This is a genomic window from Paenibacillus sp. TY11, from assembly GCF_059772165.1.
Genome location: NZ_JCBAIQ010000016.1, coordinates 64,638 through 83,531, shown reverse-complemented (window position 1 = coordinate 83,531; position 18,894 = coordinate 64,638). Strand labels below are relative to the sequence as shown.

Sequence of the window (18,894 nt, the reverse complement as noted above, 5' to 3'; positions counted from 1 at the left end):
GTAATGAGAAAAGAAGCCTGGTTGTTCACCGCTTGTCCCTGCTAAGGCGACGGCGGACAGCAGCCGGGTTCTTTTTTGAAATGAGGAATCTTTTTTTGAATTACATATCTTAATTTGCCTTCGAGCATCTTATGAATAAGACCTGCGCAGGAAATACTGGATATGTATAGAACTTTTACAATGAAATGAAATGGAGGGATACCATGGAGCAACGCGTAGAAATGCAGCTCGGCGGGAGAAAGCTGGTGCTGGAAACAGGACGTCTTGCGAAACAAGCCAATGCGGCAGTTAAAGTGAGCTACGGAGAAACAGTTGTGCTTTGTACCGTGACCGCTTCCCGTGAACCGAAAGATTTGGATTTTTTTCCGCTGACCGTAAACTATGAGGAAAGATTGTATGCTGTGGGGAAAATTCCTGGTGGATTTATTAAACGTGAAGGACGTCCGAGTCAAAAAGCGATTTTGTCCAGCCGTTTGACAGACCGTCCAATTCGCCCATTGTTCCCGGAAGGTTTCCGGAATGATGTACAGGTGTTAAACCTGGTTATGAGTGTCGATCAGGATTGCGAACCTGAAATTGCAGCGATGATCGGAACCTCGGCAGCACTTAGTATTTCGGATGTGCCTTTTAATGGACCAATTGGCGGAGTTGCTGTAGGACGTGTAGACGGGCAATTTGTGATTAACCCGGATATTGCACAGCAGAATGCAAGCGATCTATACCTGGTTGTAGCCGGAACGAAAGATGCCATCATGATGGTAGAAGCCGAAGGCAACGAGATTCCAGAGGAAGTTATGCTGGAAGCTATTATGTTCGGTCATGATGAGATTAAGAACATTGTGGCAGTTATTGAACAATTGGTGCAAGTAGCAGGTAAAGAGAAAATGCAGGTCAAGCTGCATGCTGTTGATGAAAAAGTGAACAGTGAAGTACGTGCTTATGCAGCTGAGCGTTTAATGGAAGCTGTTAAAATTGCAGAAAAACATGCCCGTCAAGAGGCGATTGATGCAGTCAACGAAGAGACAGTTGCCCATTTTGAAGCACAATACATAGAGACACCTGAGCTTTTGAGCGACGTGAGCGAAGTTCTCTATGATATCGTTAAGGAAGAAGTCCGTCGTCTGATCACGCATGATAAAGTGCGTCCTGATGGTCGTAAGCTTGATGAAATTCGTCCGATTGAAAGCGATACTAACATTTTGCCGCGTACGCATGGTTCGGGCTTATTTACACGCGGTCAAACGCAAGCGCTTAGCATTTGTACACTCGGTGCATTGGGTGATGTACAAATTTTGGACGGTATTGATCTGGAAGAAACGAAACGCTTCATGCATCATTACAATTTCCCGCCATTCAGCGTAGGTGAGGCTCGTCCTTTGCGTGCACCGGGTCGTCGTGAAATCGGTCATGGTGCTCTTGGTGAGCGTGCACTTTCCAAAGTAATTCCTTCCGAAACTGAATTTCCATACACCATTCGTCTGGTTTCCGAGGTACTGGAATCGAATGGTTCGACCTCACAAGCTAGTATTTGTGCAAGCACACTGGCTATGATGGATGCAGGTGTACCGATTAAAGCTCCGGTTGCAGGTGTAGCCATGGGATTGATCAAGGATGGAGATCATGTTTCCGTATTGACTGATATCCAAGGCATGGAAGATCACCTGGGCGATATGGACTTTAAAGTTGCTGGTACAGCGGAAGGCGTAACTGCCATTCAAATGGATATTAAAATTGACGGTATTGACCGCCAGATTTTACAGGATGCGCTAAAGCAAGCTAAAGAAGGACGTTTGTTCATTCTTAGCAAAATGATGGAAGCGATCCAGAAGCCGCGTGAGCAGTTGTCTCCGTATGCTCCAAAAATTATGACGATGCACATTAACCCGGACAAAATCCGTGATGTTATTGGAGCTGGTGGTAAAATCATCAACAAAATCATCGAAGAAACCGGCGTAAAAATCGATATTGAACAAGATGGTCGAGTGTTCATCGCTTCCACAAATCAAGAGATGAATGAAAAGGCGCGTTCCATTATTGAAGGTATCGTAAAGGAAGTCGTGGTCGGTGAGATTTACATCGGTACAGTGAAACGGATCGAGAAATTCGGTGCATTTGTTGAAATTTTACCGGGCAAAGATGGTCTGGTTCATATTTCTCAACTGTCTACTGAGCGTGTAGCAAAGGTTGAAGATGTAATTGCTATTGGGGATACAATTACGGTGAAAGTAACCGAAATTGATCAACAAGGCCGTGTCAATCTGTCCCGCAAGGCTGTTCTGACTGCAGAAGCGCCTGCAAAATCCTAGGTACCTGCATGTTGCAGACTAGAAAGGCAGGAGTAACTCTTCGTATTTACAGAACAAGGGATTTGAATAGCATTATTTAAGCTTTTGGAAAGAGGCAGAGCTACGTTTCTGGCTCTTTTTTCATACATATGCACAAGCTGCATCAAAGTGGGTTGCTAGAAGCTGCTGCGTCATAGTTCTTGTCCTCCCCGCATACAATGTGGACAAACGGGCGGGAGGATGAAGGAATCATGAGTAGGGCAAAAAGAGCAGTGTGGGTGGTAGCCAGTTTAGCCATCACACTGGTAATCGGGCAGTTTAGCGGGGTTCGTGATTACGCTAGTCAATTACGCGATGGAGACGCTACAGGAGTTAGAGAGCCTGAGGCTGCAACAGCGATGGCAATAGCGGCTTTACCCGATAATGCGCTTATGCAGCGACTAAGGACAGAAGCAGCCCGTCAGCGGCGGGAACCAGTTGATGCCAAGATCGACAGGGTGTGGAAGGCTATTCCAGGCTATAACGGACTGGAGGTCGATTTGGATGCTACCTATCGCAAAGCCATTGCAGCTCCGGATCGGCCCATTCAATATGTATATCGGCAATTAGCACCCAAAATACATTTAAATCAGCTTGGTAATGTTCCAATTTACAGGGGGAATCCTGAAAAGCCAATGGTATCCTTCATGATCAATGTAGCATGGGGAAATGAGTATATCGTGCCTATACTGACTACGCTGGATCAGGAAAAGGTCAAGGCCACGTTTTTTCTTGATGGAAGTTGGCTGAAAAAAAATCCTGAACTCGCCAAGGAGATTCAAAAAAGAGGACATGAGATTTCGAATCATGCCTACTCTCATCCGAATATGAGCCGTTTGAGTCGAGCCAGAGCCACACAAGAAATAGAAAAGACGGAATTGCTTCTTCAAGAAACTTTGGGTGTCAAAAATAACTGGTTTGCCCCTCCATCAGGCGATTTTAATCAGCAAACGGTGGATATAGCGGCAGAACGTGGGCTCAAAACAGTGCTGTGGACATTGGACACCGTAGATTGGAAACATCCGTCACCGGAATCGGTGATTAATAAAATCAGCAGCAAGGTTGAATCAGGCTCCCTGATATTGATGCACCCAACAGATTCCTCAACGGCTGCTCTCAAAGGCATGATCCATGCCATTCGTAGTAAGGGACTTGTGCCCGGAACTGTCAGTCAGACGCTTTCCCCTGATCGGCAGCTACCCGCTCCGGTTGAGTGAACGTCTTTTTTCTGTTAGGATTGAACATTATGGCGAAGTATGCAATTCAGTTTAGGAGGGCCAATCGTGGAAAGAATTCAACTCAAAAACGGCCTAAGAGTGGTCATTGAAAAAATTCCAACCGTGCGTTCAGTTTCTTTCGGCATCTGGGTTAAAACCGGCTCTCGGAATGAAACACCAGACAATAGCGGTATTTCTCATTTTATTGAACACATGCTTTTCAAAGGAACAGAGCGTTTTAACGCTAAGGAAATCGCTGAGCAATTCGACGCCATCGGAGGAAATGTTAATGCTTTCACTTCGAAGGAATATACATGCTATTATGCCAAAGTGTTGGATGAGCATCTACCGATCGCAGTTGACGTGCTGTCTGATATGTTTTTTAATTCCAAACTGGATCGGGAAGAACTGGCTAGAGAGAAGAATGTGATTTTGGAGGAAATCTCCATGTACGAGGACACACCGGATGATATGGTGCACGATCTTGTATCTCGGGCGGCCTATGGTGAGCATCCACTGGCTTATCCGATTCTCGGAACCGAAGGGCACCTGCTTGCTATGGATAGCTCACATCTCAGCCATTATATGAAGGAGCATTATACAATCGATAATACAGTTATCAGTGTTGCTGGTAATGTTGACGATCGCCTTGTAGAATTGCTGGAGCGACATTTTGGACATTTTGATAATCATGGAACCGCTTCGCCACTGACAGTACCTGCGTTTAACGGTGAGCTGTTGTACCATGAGAAAGCAACGGAGCAAAATCATATTTGTTTATCCCTGCCTGGATTTGCAACTGGCGACGATCTCCAGTATGCTATGGTTTTGCTGAATAACGCGATCGGCGGCGGTATGAGCTCACGTTTGTTTCAAGAAATTCGGGAAAAGCGCGGGCTGGCTTATTCGGTCTATTCCTATCATAGCTCCCATGCGGACAGTGGTACGTTCACGATTTATGCAGGTACGGCTCCTAAGCAGACAAAGGACGTGCTGGATTTGACGCTAGAGCTGTTACGAGATGTGGCTGTCAACGGTTTGGACGCTAATGAGCTTCGTAAAGGCAAGGAACAGTTAAAAGGAAGTTTGATTTTAAGCCTTGAAAGTACAGGTAGCCGGATGAATCGTCTTGGAAAAAATGAATTAATGCTTGGTCAGCATTATACGCTGGATCAAATGATCGAACATATCGAGCAAGTGACGGCTGATGATGTGAACAAAGTGCTGGACCGGATGTTCTCGGAGCCGTTTGCCCTGTCGATGGTCGGAGCGAGTGATTCAGCGGTTAAGGATATGAGGAGGGACTATTTTGTTAACTTACGTGGAAATTAATAGACTCGGGGGCAATGAAGATATTGAGCTGCCCCGCAAAATGTCAGAGCTTGCATCAGGGTTTGACTTGTATGCAGCAGTACAGGAAAATCTGGTACTGGAACCCGGCAAACGTTGCCTCGTTCCAACTGGATTTGCAATAGCTATGCCAGCGGGATTGGAGGCACAAATCCGTCCGCGAAGTGGACTAGCTCTTAAGCATGGTATTACTTGTCTCAATACACCGGGAACGATTGATGCGGATTATCGTGGGGAGATTAAGGTACTTCTTATTAATTTGGGCGAGGAATCGTTCACGATTACGCGCAATGAGCGAATTGCACAAATGGTATTTCAGGTTGTACCTGAGGTAGAGCTGAAACAAGTAGACCAATTATCTGAAACAGTGCGTGGTGCTGGAGGCTTTGGCCATACAGGACGCTGAGGCTATGGTTGGTTTGCGATGCACGAATGTATATTTTGTAAAAACTTCAATTTACTTACTTAAGAGTAAGCATGCAAATAAAGGTCGCCTCATAAAGGGGCGGCTTTTTTTTGTGTTTTTTCACCCCTCTCCGGGCACTCGCATAGACTAAAAGCATATCGTGTCTCGGAAAGGAGTGATCCGGATGCTAACAGGAATACGCGTCGTTGTTTTGGGTGGCGATGCGAGGCAGCTTGAGGTAATCCGCAAATGTGTGGACATGGATGCTACCGTCAGTGTGGTCGGTTTTGACAAGCTTGAAGTACCACTCAAAGGAGTGACACTAGAACCAATGTCTGTCAAGCTGCTGGAATCGTCAGACGCACTGATTTTGCCGGTGGTGGGATGCGATGAGGAAGGCAACGTAAATGCACTTTTCGGAGCACAGAAGCTCCAGTTTCTAAATGAGCATGCTGCTGCTCTTCCACCGCATTGCGTTGTATATACAGGGATGGCGCGGACGTACTTAAAAGAAATTTGTACCAGACATGAGTTAAAGCTGGTAGAGCTGCTGGAGAGAGATGATGTGGCCATATACAACTCTATACCTACGGCCGAAGGCGCACTGATGATGGCCATTCAGCATACTGATTTTACGATTCACGGTGCAGATTGTATGGTTCTAGGCATGGGACGGACTGGATTTACCATGGCAAGGGCACTACAGGGGTTGGGAGCCAGAGTGAAGGTTGGAGTACGGCGGGCAGAGGATGCAGCGAGAGCCGTGGAAATGGGTTGGAAGCCTTTTATGACAAGGGATTTAGCGCATGAGACAAAGGGAGTTGACTTGATTTTTAATACGATACCCTCTATGATTATCACAGCGCAAATCCTGTCTAAATTGCCATTGAGCACCGTGATTATAGATCTTGCTTCCGCCCCGGGCGGATGTGATTTCCGTTATGCGGAAAAGCGTGGAATCAAGGCTATGCTTGCCCCTGGTCTTCCCGGTATTGTTGCTCCCAAAACTGCTGGTGCCATTATAGCGAATACGCTGGTGCAGTTGTTAATGGAAGATAATCCTGATCGGGGGGATGCACAATGAGTTGGCAAGGGAAAACAGTAGGTTATGCAATTACAGGCTCACATTGCACATTTGAAGAGGTAATGCCTGTTATACAGCGCTTTGTTGATGAGGGGGCAAAGGTCGTTCCCATTATATCCAATACAGTACTGACAACAGATACTCGCTTTGGTACTTCGCAAAGTTGGCAAAAACAGTTGAAAGATATAACGGGGAATGATATCATTTCTACAATTGTGGAGGCTGAGCCACTGGGTCCCTCCCAAATACTCGATGTGCTGGTGATTGCACCCTTGACGGGGAATTCGATGAGCAAGTTAGCGAATGCGATGACAGACAGTCCGGTTTTGATGGCTGCCAAGGCGCAATTACGCAACGGTCGTCCACTTCTTTTAGCCATATCTACTAATGATGGACTTGGTCTAAATGCTGCCAATATCGCCAAGTTATTAGTAGCCAAAAACATCTTTTTTGTGCCGTTCGGACAGGACAATCCAGTTAAAAAGCCCAACTCGCTTGTAGCTAACATGGAGCTGATTCCGGAGGCTGCTTATGAAGCACTGCAGGGCAAACAGCTTCAGCCGATGATTGTGGAACGCAAGATCCCGTGAAGTACTATAGTTAACTGCTGAGCATCCCTCGCCTAGAAGATGATTCGATAATGTATCGGGTCTAATTTCTTGTTGGCGGTGGATGCTTTCAGAATAAAAAAATGGTTTTTTAGTCGAGAAGGGGAGATACACCAGATGAGCAATAGAAAGTTTAATGTAGCTGTCGTTGGAGCGACAGGCGCTGTAGGAGAACAGATCGTAAATCTGCTGGAAAAACGGGATTTTCCTGTGGACAAAGTCAAATTTCTTTCTTCGCCTCGTTCTGCCGGCACGTTAATTAGCTTTAAAGGTCAGCAAATTCCAGTAGAGATTGCTACCCCCGACAGCTTTGAAGGAATCGACATTGCTTTGTTTAGTGCAGGTGGAGACGTAAGTAAGGAACTGGCACCGCATGCTGTTCGTCATGGGGCAGTTTGCATTGACAACACAAACGCATTCCGAATGGATCCGACAGCTCCTCTTGTAGTACCTGAGGTGAACAGCGACAAAATTGCCGAGCATCAGGGAATTATTGCCAACCCGAACTGTTCCACCATCCAGATGGTAGCTGCTTTGAAACCATTATATGATCGGTATGGCATTTCTCGTATCATAGTATCCACATATCAGGCGGTATCCGGGGCTGGAACCCGTGCTATTGATGAATTGAATCGTCAAAGTGCAGCGATTCTTAGCGGTGATGAAGTTCAGCCTGATCTGTTGCCGGTAGGCTCGTTGCCAGTAAAGCATCAAATTGCTTTCAATGCTATCCCGCAAATCGATAAATTCCAGGACAATGGTTATACACTAGAAGAAATGAAAATGGTACGTGAAACGAAAAAAATACTGGGTGACGAATCTGTGGACGTAACAGCAACGTGTGTGCGTATTCCTGTTGTATACGGTCACTCGGAATCTGTCTATGTAGAGCTTAAAAAAGATTATGATCTAGAAGAAATCCGCAATCTGCTTGCTTCAGCACCGGGAGTAACGGTAGTGGACGATCCTGCTGCACAGCTTTATCCGCTGGCATCCGAAGCTGCAGGAAAACCTGACGTATTCGTAGGGCGTGTACGCCGTGATTTGGGCAACAGCCGTGGATTGAATTTGTGGGTCGTATCCGACAATCTGCTCAAAGGAGCGGCATGGAACGCGGTGCAAATCGCGGAAATTATTGCTGCAAATGCGGAGTAACGTTCCTAAAGCAGGGAGTAATATGGGGGAAGAATGATGGGTATTTTAGTACAAAAGTTTGGGGGAACCTCGCTGTCCACACCTGAAGCTCGTCAACTTGTGCTGGGACATGTGAAGCGGGAGCTGAAACAAAATGTTCAACTGGTTGTTGTCGTGTCGGCCATGGGGAGGAAAGGAGAGCCTTATGCCACGGACACGCTGCTCGATTGGGCGGCGTCTAACGGCGACAGTCTTCCGAAGCGCGAACGGGATTTACTGCTGTGCTGTGGTGAAATCATTTCTGCCGCTACATTATGCAGCCTGATGGAAAAGGAAGGCATTCCTGCTACGGTGCTGACTGGGGCACAGGCAGGCTTTATTACGGATGATCAATACGGCAATGCTCGTATTTTGGATATAAAGCCAGACCGTATTGTGGAAGAGCTGAATCAGGGCCGAGTTGTCATTGTGACAGGTTTTCAGGGACAGACAGCAGACGGTGATATGACTACCTTGGGCCGGGGAGGCAGCGATACTTCAGCTACTGCTTTGGGTGCTGCTCTACATGCGGATATGATTGATATTTATACGGATGTGAACGGCATATTGACCGCTGATCCGCGCATTGTGGAAAATGCGAAGCCGCTTGCACATGTTAGCTATACGGAAATTTGTAATATGGCTCATCAGGGGGCAAAGGTTATCCATCCTCGTGCTGTTGAAATCGCCATGCAGGCTAATATCCCGGTCCGTGTTCGCTCTACCTTCTCCGAAGGAGAAGGTACGCTGGTCACCCACCCGGAAGGCTTTAAGGACGTGCAGGCAGACATCGTAGACCGTTTCGTGACCGGTATTGCGTATGTCGGTAAGGTCACTCAAATTACTGTTGAGTTAAAGCCGGGTTTGGAGCACTTGCAATTACAAGTATTCAAATCTATGGCAGAACATGGAATCAGCGTCGATTTCATTAACGTAACTCCATCGGGAGCGGTTTATACCGTGTTCGATAATGATGGAAGCAAAGCGGTTGAAGTATTGAACGGCTTGGGCCTAGAGCCTAAGATTCTGGCCGGGTGTGCTAAAGTTTCGGTCATAGGCGGTGGTATCAACGGGGTACCGGGCATTATGGCGACGATTGTGGAGGCATTGGCAGAGTCAGAGGTACAGATCCTTCAATCGGCAGATTCCAACACGACGATCTGGGTACTTGTTAAAAAAGAAGATATGGTGCAGGCTGTACGCGCATTGCATAATAAATTTGAACTCCATCAATAGGCGCATTTCCGTGCTCGGACTTGCAAAAAAAAGGAGGCAGCATGGTGAACTTCGGCAGACTGATTACCGCAATGGTGACACCTTTTGATCAGCAAGGAGAGATTGACTGGACTGCATTGTCCTCGTTGATTGATTACTTAATAGAAGAACAACGTTCAGAGTCACTTGTTGTATCTGGAACAACAGGGGAGTCTCCTACCCTGAGCGATGATGAAAAAATCAAGTTGTTTGCATTTGTTGTAGAAAAAGCGGCTGGACGATGTAAAATTATTGCCGGGACTGGAAGCAACAATACGCGTCACTCCATTCATCTGACCCGTGCTGCGGAGCAGGCAGGAGCAGACGGTGTGCTACTGGTAGTGCCATATTATAATAAACCGAATCAGGAAGGGATGTATCAGCATTTCGAGAGTATTGCAAACTCAACATCCCTCCCAGCTATACTGTATAATGTTCCAAGCCGTACCGGAGCGAGTCTAACAGCTGAAACGACGTTGCGCCTTGCACAAATTCCGAACATTGTGGGAACCAAAGAATGTGCATCCCTTGCGCAGGTCACACAGATTGCAGCGGCAGCGCCAGAAGGTTTTCTGGTTTATTCTGGGGATGATGCCTCCGGGCTGCCTGCTATGGCTGTAGGTGCTTACGGTATTATCAGCGTAGCGAGTCATGTGGTAGGTGCAGAAATGAAGCAGATGATCGATTCACTTGTAGGGGGACATGCGCAGGAGGCAGCAAAGCTGCATCAGCAGTTGTTCCCGATTTTCAAGGGTTTGTTTGGCTGTCCTCATCCTCTGCCTAATCCGGTGGCAGTAAAATATGCATTGGAATTACGGGGGGTTAAGGTCGGTTCGGTTCGGTTGCCGCTTATTCCTCCTACTGAGGACGAAGCGGAATTTATTAAGAAATTATTTACCCGCTAAAGACAAATAGGGATGTAAGCTATTAATTAATACTAAGGAGTAACCTTGTTAAAGGCAGTCGATAGGTGCTCAACTGACAGGGTTTATGGGCTGACAAGGTCCTCCGGCATGAAGGGCGTTCTTATAGGACGTCCTTTTTTGCTATGCTTCTAACCATGATGTAGATAAAACGACAGATACATAATGGTTTCAGACGGCAATGGGAAACCTAGTGTAACGAACAGGATGACTTGTTTTTTCGTATTTTAATCATGTATAATGAGGTCAAGTGACTGGGTGCGGTATTTTTTTGAAAATTAAATAAACAAATCAAGGTACGACGTCCAACTACCATAGGAGGTTTAGATTCATTTGTCTAAAAAAACAAACAACGATAAATTGATGATTTTCGCTTTGGGCGGCGTCGGTGAAATCGGGAAAAATATGTATGTCGTTCAATACGGCAATGACATTGTCGTGGTGGATTCCGGACTGAAATTCCCGGAAGAGGACATGCTTGGCATCGATATCGTTATTCCTGATATTTCCTACCTTACAGAGAACCGCGACAAAGTAAGAGGCATTGTGCTGACTCATGGTCACGAGGACCATATTGGCGGTTTGCCTTACGTGTTGAAACATTTGAATGTACCAGTATATGGTACCAAATTGACGCTGGGATTGGTGGAAAACAAGCTGAAGGAAGCGAATCTGCTTGGTGAAACCAAACGTATTTTGATCAATGCTGATTCCGAAATCAAGCTGGGTTCGACGCTGAAAGCAACATTCTTCAGAACAAACCATAGTATTCCGGATTCTGTAGGTGTATGCATTGATACTCCTGAAGGCGCTGTTGTTCATACAGGCGACTTTAAATTTGATCATACTCCGGTGAACGGACAATATGCAGATTTGCAGCGTATGGCTGAAATTGGCACACGTGGCGTACTGGCTCTTTTGTCAGACAGTACCAATGCTGAAAAACCGGGCTTTACACCTTCGGAAAAGAGCGTTGGCATTGTCCTGGAAGACATTTTCCGCAAGTCGAGACAGCGTGTGGTCGTAGCCACTTTTGCTTCTAACGTGCATCGTATTCAACAGGTAATTAATGCTGCTGAAGCAACGGGACGTAAAGTAACGGTTATTGGTCGCAGTATGGTTAATGTCGTAGGTATTGCCTCGGATTTGGGCTATTTGGAAATTCCAGATGGAATGCTGATTGAGCCTGAAGAAGTTGGCAAAATGTCAGCGGATCGCGTAGTTATTCTCTGCACAGGCAGTCAGGGTGAACCGATGTCCGCTTTGACAAGAATGGCTCGTTCTACACATCGGAAGGTAGACATTCTTCCTGGGGACTCGGTCATCATCGCAGCTACTCCGGTACCGGGTAATGAAAAATATGTTGGACGCACAATTGATGAACTGTTCCGTCTGGGTGCCAATGTATATTACAGCGCAGCTAATCCTGGTATCCACGTTTCTGGACACGGAAGCCAGGAAGAACTCAAGCTGATGCTGAATCTGATGAAACCAAAATTCTTCTTGCCAATTCACGGTGAGTTCAGAATGCAACGTCGTCACGCTCTTCTTGCTGAAGGAGTAGGTATAGAGCCTGAAAATATCTTCATCACGGATATTGGTGAAGTCATTGAAATTCAGAATGGCGGAGCACGCAGAGCTGGTAAAGTTACAGCAGGTAACGTGCTGATCGACGGACTAGGCGTAGGGGATGTAGGGAATATCGTATTGCGCGACCGAAAATTGCTGTCACAGGACGGCATTTTGGTGGTGGTTGTCACGCTGAGCAAGCAAGACGGCACGATTAAGTCGGGCCCGGATATCATTTCCCGCGGTTTTGTATATGTCCGTGAATCGGAAGGTTTGCTGGATGAAGCGAATCGTATTGTCTCAAGTACACTGCATAAGCTCATGAGTGAAAATGTAAATGAATGGGCTTCCCTCAAGACAAATGTCAAGGATGCGCTAGGTCGCTTCTTGTATGAGCAAACTCGTCGCAGACCGATGATCCTGCCAATTATAATGGAAGTGTGATTCAATTGAAATTTGTTCAAAAACCTGAATTAAAAACTTAAGTCACAGGCACACAGTCGCCTCTCTTCCCGCAGGAAATATTGGACGGTTTCCGCGGGGAGAGGGGCTTTTTTGATTTTTCGGGGCGAGGAAAGGCATGGAGGTGGGTATAAAATATTCCATTCCCACCCCATACTATAGGGTGAATACGGGTCATATAGATGCGTAATACGAAAGGAAGATCACCCATATGGAACAATACAGCAACATATCCTCTGGCAACGAGGAAACGGAAGCGCCAGATCAACCCGAAGTTGGGCAAAGACCCGCTTTACCTGCTATGGAGGCTTTGCAGCAGCTGGGTCAAACCTCCATGCCCGGAAGCGAGTCTAATATTTTTTGCATGACGATTATCGGTCAGATTGAAGGGCATCTCATTTTACCGCCTCAAAACAAAACGACAAAATATGAGCACATTATTCCCCAACTGGTAGCGGCAGAGCAAAATCCTCATATCGAAGGATTAATGATTTTGCTGAATACAGTTGGTGGTGATGTAGAGGCAGGACTGGCTATTGCTGAAATGATCGCTTCCATGAGTAAACCAACGGTGACTATCGTCATTGGCGGAGGGCATAGCATCGGCGTGCCTATTGCCGTGTCATCCACTTATTCCTATATTGCAGAGAGTGCGACGATGACTATTCACCCCATTCGTATGAGCGGCCTGGTCATCGGAGTCCCGCAAACGTTTGAATATATGGAAAAAATGCAGGAGCGTGTCGTGCGCTTCGTCGTTTCCCATTCCCGTATCACAGAAGAGCGATTCAAGGAACTGATGTTCAAAACCGGTGAATTAAACCGCGATATTGGTACAGCAGTTGGTGGAGCCGATGCAGTAAAATATGGATTGATGGATGCGGTTGGTGGCATTGGAGAGGCCCTGAGACAGTTGAACACCATCATTGAGACACGTCGTCAGCAAAACGGGATGGTAGGGACTCAGCAGCAGGCTCCAATTACTCCTTTTTCACCCAATGCTACAGGTAGCCCTACAGGGACACTTCCAGGGGAGCTACCGCAATGACCTTATATACTGTAATGCCAATGGAAATGGTGTGGGAGGGTATGTGGAAGGAGCCAGAGGGACTTGCAGAGGTTCGGGTAGACGGTCTACTTATGCAGGTGCAGCCGCTTGAAAGTCGTCGGGGAATCATTGTACGGTTGTTGGACTGTCCGTTGGAAGCCTACCTGAATCCACGTTATGGACCAGGTCAAGTCATCGAGTGGTCGTAGAAGGTGTCGAATAGTACAGAAATAAGTCGTTTGCTGCTGAAAAAGAACATATGTGCGGATACCGGATGACGTGGTATAATATTCTTCTGGGGGGTGACCTTGTATGTCCAGAAGAAGAAAAAGAAAAAAGAAAGCCGTATTTGGCGGAGTTCTAAAATTTGAAATTTACGGCATTGTGCTAATTACATTGGCGGTCATTGCCTTGTCGGGTGAAGCGGCGGTCGGTCGGTCGCTATCCAAGATGTTTGGGCTCGTACTGGGGAAATTCTATTTTGTTATCCCCCTGATTGGCATTTATTATGGTCTGATGGTGATGATTCACCGCAAGTGGCCGAACCAGTGGAACTCGCGTAAAACGGGTTTGCTGCTGTTGGTATTTGCCTTTACACTTATGAGTTCTATTTCATCTATGGAGCAGCGTTTGGGGCCGATCAACGCGCTTCAGCCGGGCGGAGTAATGAGCCAGATACATATAGATATGCGTGAGCAGTTGCTGTCACCTGACCAGCAAGGCCATACCTCAATGCTGAACAAGGATATTAGCGGGGGCTACGTCGGCGCATTGCAGCTTACCGTTCTGTTGTGGCTGTTTGGTCTCACAGGAGCTAAGCTGATCATGATTGTCATGTTCGTCATTTGTTTCATGCTGATGACCCAACTGTCCTATGTGGATTTAGTGCGGATTGTAAAGACTAAGCTACTGACAGCCGGGGGGAGCATGCGAAAAAAATGGACTGGTAAAGCTACTCCGCTTTCGGCATCTAGCAAAGGTAGTGGAAATAGAAAAATCAAGTCCGAGCCCATTCCTGCCTATGAGGAGGATATGGATGACGACTTTGATGAAATGCAGCCTCCAGCACGCAAGCAGCCGATTTTCTTTCAGTTGTTTGGTCTCAAAAATTCAGATAAAGCGGACAAGGAAGAGCATTCCGTCCATACGGATGAGGATGGTCATGATCTTCCATATGAAGCTGAGGACGCGCAGGCCCGGTGGAGAAACGGCAACGGTGAAGAGCTGTCTGACATGGTCGAACACGCTGAGCAGGAAGCTTCCATTCCAGTAAAAAGATCGCCGATTATTAGGGATTTCTTCGAACAAGTGAAGCATGAGGAAAAAAGAACTGAAGCTGAATTTGAAGAGTCCCTGACAGGGGGAGAGCAGACAGATTCCATTATTGATGAACCGCTGGATGATGATTTTGTGGATACCACTGCGAATACTGATATGGATCATTCGGCAACCATCCAGGGGACATCAGAAGGTGCTCAGGGACTAGCTCAGACGATGGCAACTGGGGTGGCAGGCGAAGGTGCTGAAGGTACCAATACAGCTATTCCGGCTCCGCCGCCGCCTAAACCGTACAAGCTCCCATCGTTTCGTTTGCTTGCTAAACCGCAAAACGTAGGCAAAGGTACGGGGCAAAAGGATTACATGCAAACGGCACGCAAGCTGGAGGCAACGCTGGAAAGCTTCGGTGTTCGGGCAAAGGTGCTGGAGGTTGTTCGTGGTCCTGCAGTGACACGGTATGAAATCCAGCCGGACATTGGTGTGAAGGTCAGCCGGATTGTGAGTCTGACGGATGACATTGCGCTTGCGCTTGCTGCAAAGGATATCCGTATGGAGGCACCAATTCCCGGCAAGTCAGCCATAGGGATTGAGGTCCCGAATAATGAAGTTTCCATCGTAACGATGCGTGAGGTAATGGAGACGACTGTTTTTCAGGAATCGGTTTCCAATTTGTCTATTGCGTTCGGACGTGATATTGCAGGGCAGACGATTGTCGGTAATTTAGCCAAGATGCCCCATCTGCTTGTAGCTGGGGCAACGGGTTCGGGTAAATCGGTGTGTATCAATGGGATCATCACGAGTATTTTGTACAAAGCAAAGCCAGATGAGGTCAAATTTCTGATGGTCGATCCCAAAATGGTGGAGTTGAACGTGTACAACGGAATCCCGCATTTATTGGCTCCGGTCGTGACCGATCCCAAGCGCGCCTCGCTTGCATTGAAGAAAATTGTAGTTGAAATGGAAAAAAGGTACGAGTTGTTTTCCAAATCAGGAACCCGCAATATTGAGGGCTATAATAATCTGATGAAAGATAACCCGGATGCATTTCTGCCTTACATCGTCGTTATTGTGGACGAGCTGGCAGATTTGATGATGGTAGCTGCCGGAGATGTGGAGGATGCGATTGCACGACTTGCCCAAATGGCGCGTGCAGCAGGCATCCACCTTATCATTGCAACGCAAAGACCTTCGGTTGACGTAATTACCGGGGTTATTAAAGCCAATATTCCTTCACGTATTGCTTTCGGCGTTTCCTCGCAGGTGGATTCCCGTACCATACTGGACATGGGCGGAGCCGAGAAGCTGCTCGGACGTGGTGATATGCTGTTCATGCCGATGGGAGCTTCCAAACCAGTCCGCGTTCAGGGGGCGTTCATGAGTGATCAGGAAGTGGAGAACATTGTTAACTATGTACGTGAACAGGGTGAAGCGCAGTATGATGAAACGCTAGTGCCGGAGGTAGAAGAGGTATCGGCTGATGCGGATGAAATGCTGGATGAGCTGTATGATCAGGCTGTCAACATCATTTTAGAGGCTAAACAAGCTTCCGTTTCTCTCCTTCAGCGTCGTATGCGTATCGGTTATACACGTGCTGCCCGACTGATCGACTCCATGGAAGCTCGCGGAGTCATCGGCCCTTACGAGGGAAGCAAGCCCCGTGAGGTACTTATCTCAATGGAGCAATATCAGCAAAATAAAGTTAGCTCCTGAGCATTATCTTTTATCCAGACTACATTAAAACGCTGTTTATACGCCTGGTGGTTGTTCAAATATGACAACCCCGTGCGCACAAACAGCGTTTTTTTGTGATGTTTTTTCAGGTGTGGCGACTGTCTGCTGAAAGAAGATTAAAAGGGTGAATAGCTTCTAGTGGAGCTTGTCATAATAAACGTAGCCATCCTGTTAATCCCACAAAAGAAAGGTAGAGCGCAGCATATGAAAAAGACAATGGTCTGGATTTGCACGGGTATCCTCGTAGCCTCGGCTATTACGTACACAGGGCTTTTTAAAAACGTGTTCGCACAGCAGCAAGCAGAGCCGCTGAGTACACAGCAGGAAGCACAAGCAACACAGCCTTCCCAGCCGACATTCAGTTCCGGTGCAGTAGATTTTGGTTCTCACGGTCAGGATGTATATGAATTACAATCGCGCTTAAAGCTGCTGGGCTTTTTCGGCGGCAAAGTTGACAGCCATTTTGGGAGCAGTACGTTGAAGGCTGTCAAAGGTTTTCAAAAGGAATTTGGTATTAAACCCGATGGAGTGGTCGGAGCGAAAACAAAGTTGAAGCTGGTGAACGCCACTCCTCACTGGAAGCCGACGGAAACTCCTTTACATCGTAAAAATCAAGGTTCAACAGACAATAACGATAAAGCGGATCAAAATGGTGAAACGATGGGATCGGCCAATACGATGGGACTCTCTGAAAATGATCTTAAAATTATGGCCAATGCGGTCTATGGTGAGTCTCGTGGCGAGCCGTTTGAAGGACAGGTTGCTGTAGCGGCGGTCATTTTGAACCGGGTCAAATCGCCCAGCTTTCCCAATACACCTTCGGGGGTCATTTTTCAGCCTGGGGCTTTTACAGCCGTGGCAGACGGTCAGATCTGGTTAACGCCAAATGAGAATGCACAAAAAGCAGTACGTCAGGCGTTAAATGGCTGGGATCCAAGTGGAGGGTGTCTGTATTATTTTAATCCAAGAACAGCCACTTCCAAATGGATTTGGACCCGTCCGCAAGTGAAAACCATCGGGGAACATATTTTCTGCATGTAAAACGCCGAAGCAGCCGGGAGCTTGTCTCCGGTTGCTTCTTGGCTTTTGCATGGTTAGAATAAAGATTGGTACACTTTACCTCTTTACAGGAGGATACTAATCAAAGGCTAGACGCAAATTGACGTCACAAAGGAGTTTTGGACTTGAACAAAACAGGTTTCGAGCGTGGCACACGCAGACAACTAAGAATTCATGTACTGCCGACCAAGCGCTTCAAGACGTTTGCCATATCATTATATGTAGGTACTCCGCTACGTGAGGAAACCGTAACCCGAGTGGGTCTGGTACCTTTTGTTCTGCGACGGGGTACAGAATCGTATCCGCAAACTACACAATTCAGAGAACAGTTAGAGCAATTGTATGGCGCGGGTTTCGGATTCGATGTATATAAACGTGGAGATTATCAGATCGTGCAATTTCGCATGGATACGATTAATGACAGCTTTGTAAACAGTCCGGATAGTTTGCTGGATCGTTCGTTTGCTTTTCTCGGGGAAGTACTGACGAAGCCTGCATTGGAGAACAGTGCATTTCAAACGGGATATGTCCAGCAGGAACGAGAAAATGTGCGTAAGAAGCTTGAATCTATAGTTAACGATAAAATACGTTATGCTGGTGAACGCTGCATGGAGGAAATGTGCAAAGATGAGCCTTATCGTCTGCATCCTCTTGGTCAACGATCCGATCTGGATAGCATAGATGCACAGAGTTTGTATCAGGCCTATGGAGAATGGCTGAATAATGCCAGCATGGATTTATACGTTGTGGGAGATACGACGCTGGAAGAAGTTGAGAAGTTTGTTGATCGCTATTTTCAATTGAACCGTTCAGCGGAAACGGGGTATGTTCCCGAACAGCCCAAGTCGGTAGAGCGTGATGTTCAAACCGTAGTAGAGCGTCTTGATGTAAATCAGGGCAAGCTCAACATGGGATTGCGCACCTCTATTACGTATGGAGACGATCGTTATGCTTCCGCTCTGATGTACAATGGCATTTTGGGCGGGTATCCGCATTCAAAGCTGTTCGTCAATGTGAGGGAGAAGGAAAGTTTGGCGTATTACGCTTCATCTCGGTATGACGGACATAAGGGTATTGGCACGATTCAATCTGGTATCGAAATTCCGAATTATGAAAAAGCGGTTACTATTATCCGCAAGCAACTGGAAGATACGCAAAATGGAGCGATTACCGAGCTGGAAATGACCCAAACGCAGGCGATGATTCGCAACTTGCTAAAGGAGATGCAGGATTCCGCTTTTGAAATGATTGCCTATGATTTTAACAGACAGCTTTCCGGCAAAGAGCGGACGGTAGATGAGCTGCTGAGCCAGGTGGAGGCAGTCAAGGTGCAGGATGTTCAGGATGCCGCCCGGACGTTCCGACTGGACACTATTTATTTCTTGAGAGACCAGAAGGGGGAATAGCG

Annotated in this window: 15 protein-coding genes; all 15 read left to right on the top strand. The window is 46.9% G+C overall.

Translation table 11 applies throughout. The features are described 5' to 3' along the window. The first annotated feature begins 203 nt into the window (after window positions 1-203). A complete protein-coding gene (gene pnp, locus AC6EJC_RS17865; RefSeq protein ID WP_444955126.1) occupies window positions 204-2,306 on the top strand; it encodes a polyribonucleotide nucleotidyltransferase in 2,103 nt (700 codons plus the stop codon). Between the two features lie 230 nt (window positions 2,307-2,536). Beyond that, window positions 2,537-3,541: a polysaccharide deacetylase family protein gene (locus AC6EJC_RS17860; protein WP_444955125.1), complete on the top strand. Its 1,005-nt coding sequence runs from the start codon at window positions 2,537-2,539 to the stop codon at window positions 3,539-3,541. Between the two features lie 66 nt (window positions 3,542-3,607). Further along, window positions 3,608-4,873 carry a M16 family metallopeptidase gene (locus tag AC6EJC_RS17855; RefSeq protein ID WP_444955124.1) on the top strand — a complete coding sequence of 422 codons (1,266 nt, stop codon included), beginning with the start codon at window positions 3,608-3,610 and terminating at the stop codon, window positions 4,871-4,873. Continuing rightward, window positions 4,851-5,297: a dUTP diphosphatase gene (gene dut / locus AC6EJC_RS17850; RefSeq protein WP_444955123.1), complete on the top strand. Its 447-nt coding sequence runs from the start codon at window positions 4,851-4,853 to the stop codon at window positions 5,295-5,297. The genes AC6EJC_RS17855 and dut overlap by 23 nt, the downstream gene beginning before the upstream one ends. 184 nt (window positions 5,298-5,481) lie before the next feature. Then, complete coding sequence (gene dpsA, locus AC6EJC_RS17845) at window positions 5,482-6,381, top strand: dipicolinate synthase subunit DpsA (protein ID WP_103047852.1); 900 nt, start codon at window positions 5,482-5,484, stop codon at window positions 6,379-6,381. Then, window positions 6,378-6,971 carry a dipicolinate synthase subunit B gene (locus AC6EJC_RS17840; RefSeq protein ID WP_444955122.1) on the top strand — a complete coding sequence of 198 codons (594 nt, stop codon included), beginning with the start codon at window positions 6,378-6,380 and terminating at the stop codon, window positions 6,969-6,971. The genes dpsA and AC6EJC_RS17840 overlap by 4 nt, the downstream gene beginning before the upstream one ends. A gap of 135 nt (window positions 6,972-7,106) precedes the next feature. Beyond that, the gene (locus AC6EJC_RS17835; RefSeq protein ID WP_444955121.1) at window positions 7,107-8,144 is read left to right on the top strand and encodes an aspartate-semialdehyde dehydrogenase; all 1,038 of its coding nucleotides are present in this window, start codon (window positions 7,107-7,109) and stop codon (window positions 8,142-8,144) included. A gap of 36 nt (window positions 8,145-8,180) precedes the next feature. Next, window positions 8,181-9,398 (top strand): aspartate kinase, encoded by a 1,218-nt coding sequence (gene dapG, locus AC6EJC_RS17830; protein ID WP_444955177.1) that lies wholly within the window; start codon window positions 8,181-8,183, stop codon window positions 9,396-9,398. Window positions 9,399-9,439: 41 nt separating this feature from the next. After that, on the top strand, window positions 9,440-10,321 hold the full coding sequence (gene dapA, locus AC6EJC_RS17825) for a 4-hydroxy-tetrahydrodipicolinate synthase (RefSeq protein WP_444955120.1): 882 nt from the start codon (window positions 9,440-9,442) through the stop codon (window positions 10,319-10,321). A gap of 351 nt (window positions 10,322-10,672) precedes the next feature. Beyond that, window positions 10,673-12,352, top strand: coding sequence for a ribonuclease J (locus AC6EJC_RS17820; protein ID WP_013309942.1), 1,680 nt, complete (start codon window positions 10,673-10,675; stop codon window positions 12,350-12,352). A 229-nt stretch (window positions 12,353-12,581) separates the two neighbouring features. Further along, entirely contained in the window at window positions 12,582-13,418 is an 837-nt protein-coding gene (locus tag AC6EJC_RS17815; RefSeq protein WP_444955119.1) for a ClpP family protease, read from the top strand. Further along, on the top strand, window positions 13,415-13,627 hold the full coding sequence (locus AC6EJC_RS17810; protein WP_444955118.1) for a YlzJ-like family protein: 213 nt from the start codon (window positions 13,415-13,417) through the stop codon (window positions 13,625-13,627). The genes AC6EJC_RS17815 and AC6EJC_RS17810 overlap by 4 nt, the downstream gene beginning before the upstream one ends. A gap of 103 nt (window positions 13,628-13,730) precedes the next feature. Beyond that, window positions 13,731-16,406: an FtsK/SpoIIIE family DNA translocase gene (locus AC6EJC_RS17805; RefSeq protein WP_444955117.1), complete on the top strand. Its 2,676-nt coding sequence runs from the start codon at window positions 13,731-13,733 to the stop codon at window positions 16,404-16,406. Between the two features lie 225 nt (window positions 16,407-16,631). Further along, window positions 16,632-17,468, top strand: a complete 837-nt coding sequence (sleB, locus tag AC6EJC_RS17800) for a spore cortex-lytic enzyme (RefSeq protein WP_444955116.1) — start codon at window positions 16,632-16,634, stop codon at window positions 17,466-17,468. A 143-nt stretch (window positions 17,469-17,611) separates the two neighbouring features. Beyond that, window positions 17,612-18,892: an EF-P 5-aminopentanol modification-associated protein YfmF gene (gene yfmF, locus AC6EJC_RS17795; protein WP_444955115.1), complete on the top strand. Its 1,281-nt coding sequence runs from the start codon at window positions 17,612-17,614 to the stop codon at window positions 18,890-18,892. Window positions 18,893-18,894: the final 2 nt, after the last annotated feature.

Coding starts and splice junctions, on each gene's coding strand:
- sleB (WP_444955116.1), top strand. CDS start 16,632: ATGAAAAAGACAATGGTCTGGATTTGCACGGGTATCCTCGTAGCCTCG.
- AC6EJC_RS17840 (WP_444955122.1), top strand. CDS start 6,378: ATGAGTTGGCAAGGGAAAACAGTAGGTTATGCAATTACAGGCTCACAT.
- AC6EJC_RS17860 (WP_444955125.1), top strand. CDS start 2,537: ATGAGTAGGGCAAAAAGAGCAGTGTGGGTGGTAGCCAGTTTAGCCATC.
- AC6EJC_RS17810 (WP_444955118.1), top strand. CDS start 13,415: ATGACCTTATATACTGTAATGCCAATGGAAATGGTGTGGGAGGGTATG.
- AC6EJC_RS17835 (WP_444955121.1), top strand. CDS start 7,107: ATGAGCAATAGAAAGTTTAATGTAGCTGTCGTTGGAGCGACAGGCGCT.
- dpsA (WP_103047852.1), top strand. CDS start 5,482: ATGCTAACAGGAATACGCGTCGTTGTTTTGGGTGGCGATGCGAGGCAG.
- AC6EJC_RS17815 (WP_444955119.1), top strand. CDS start 12,582: ATGGAACAATACAGCAACATATCCTCTGGCAACGAGGAAACGGAAGCG.
- AC6EJC_RS17805 (WP_444955117.1), top strand. CDS start 13,731: ATGTCCAGAAGAAGAAAAAGAAAAAAGAAAGCCGTATTTGGCGGAGTT.
- pnp (WP_444955126.1), top strand. CDS start 204: ATGGAGCAACGCGTAGAAATGCAGCTCGGCGGGAGAAAGCTGGTGCTG.
- dapG (WP_444955177.1), top strand. CDS start 8,181: ATGGGTATTTTAGTACAAAAGTTTGGGGGAACCTCGCTGTCCACACCT.
- dapA (WP_444955120.1), top strand. CDS start 9,440: ATGGTGAACTTCGGCAGACTGATTACCGCAATGGTGACACCTTTTGAT.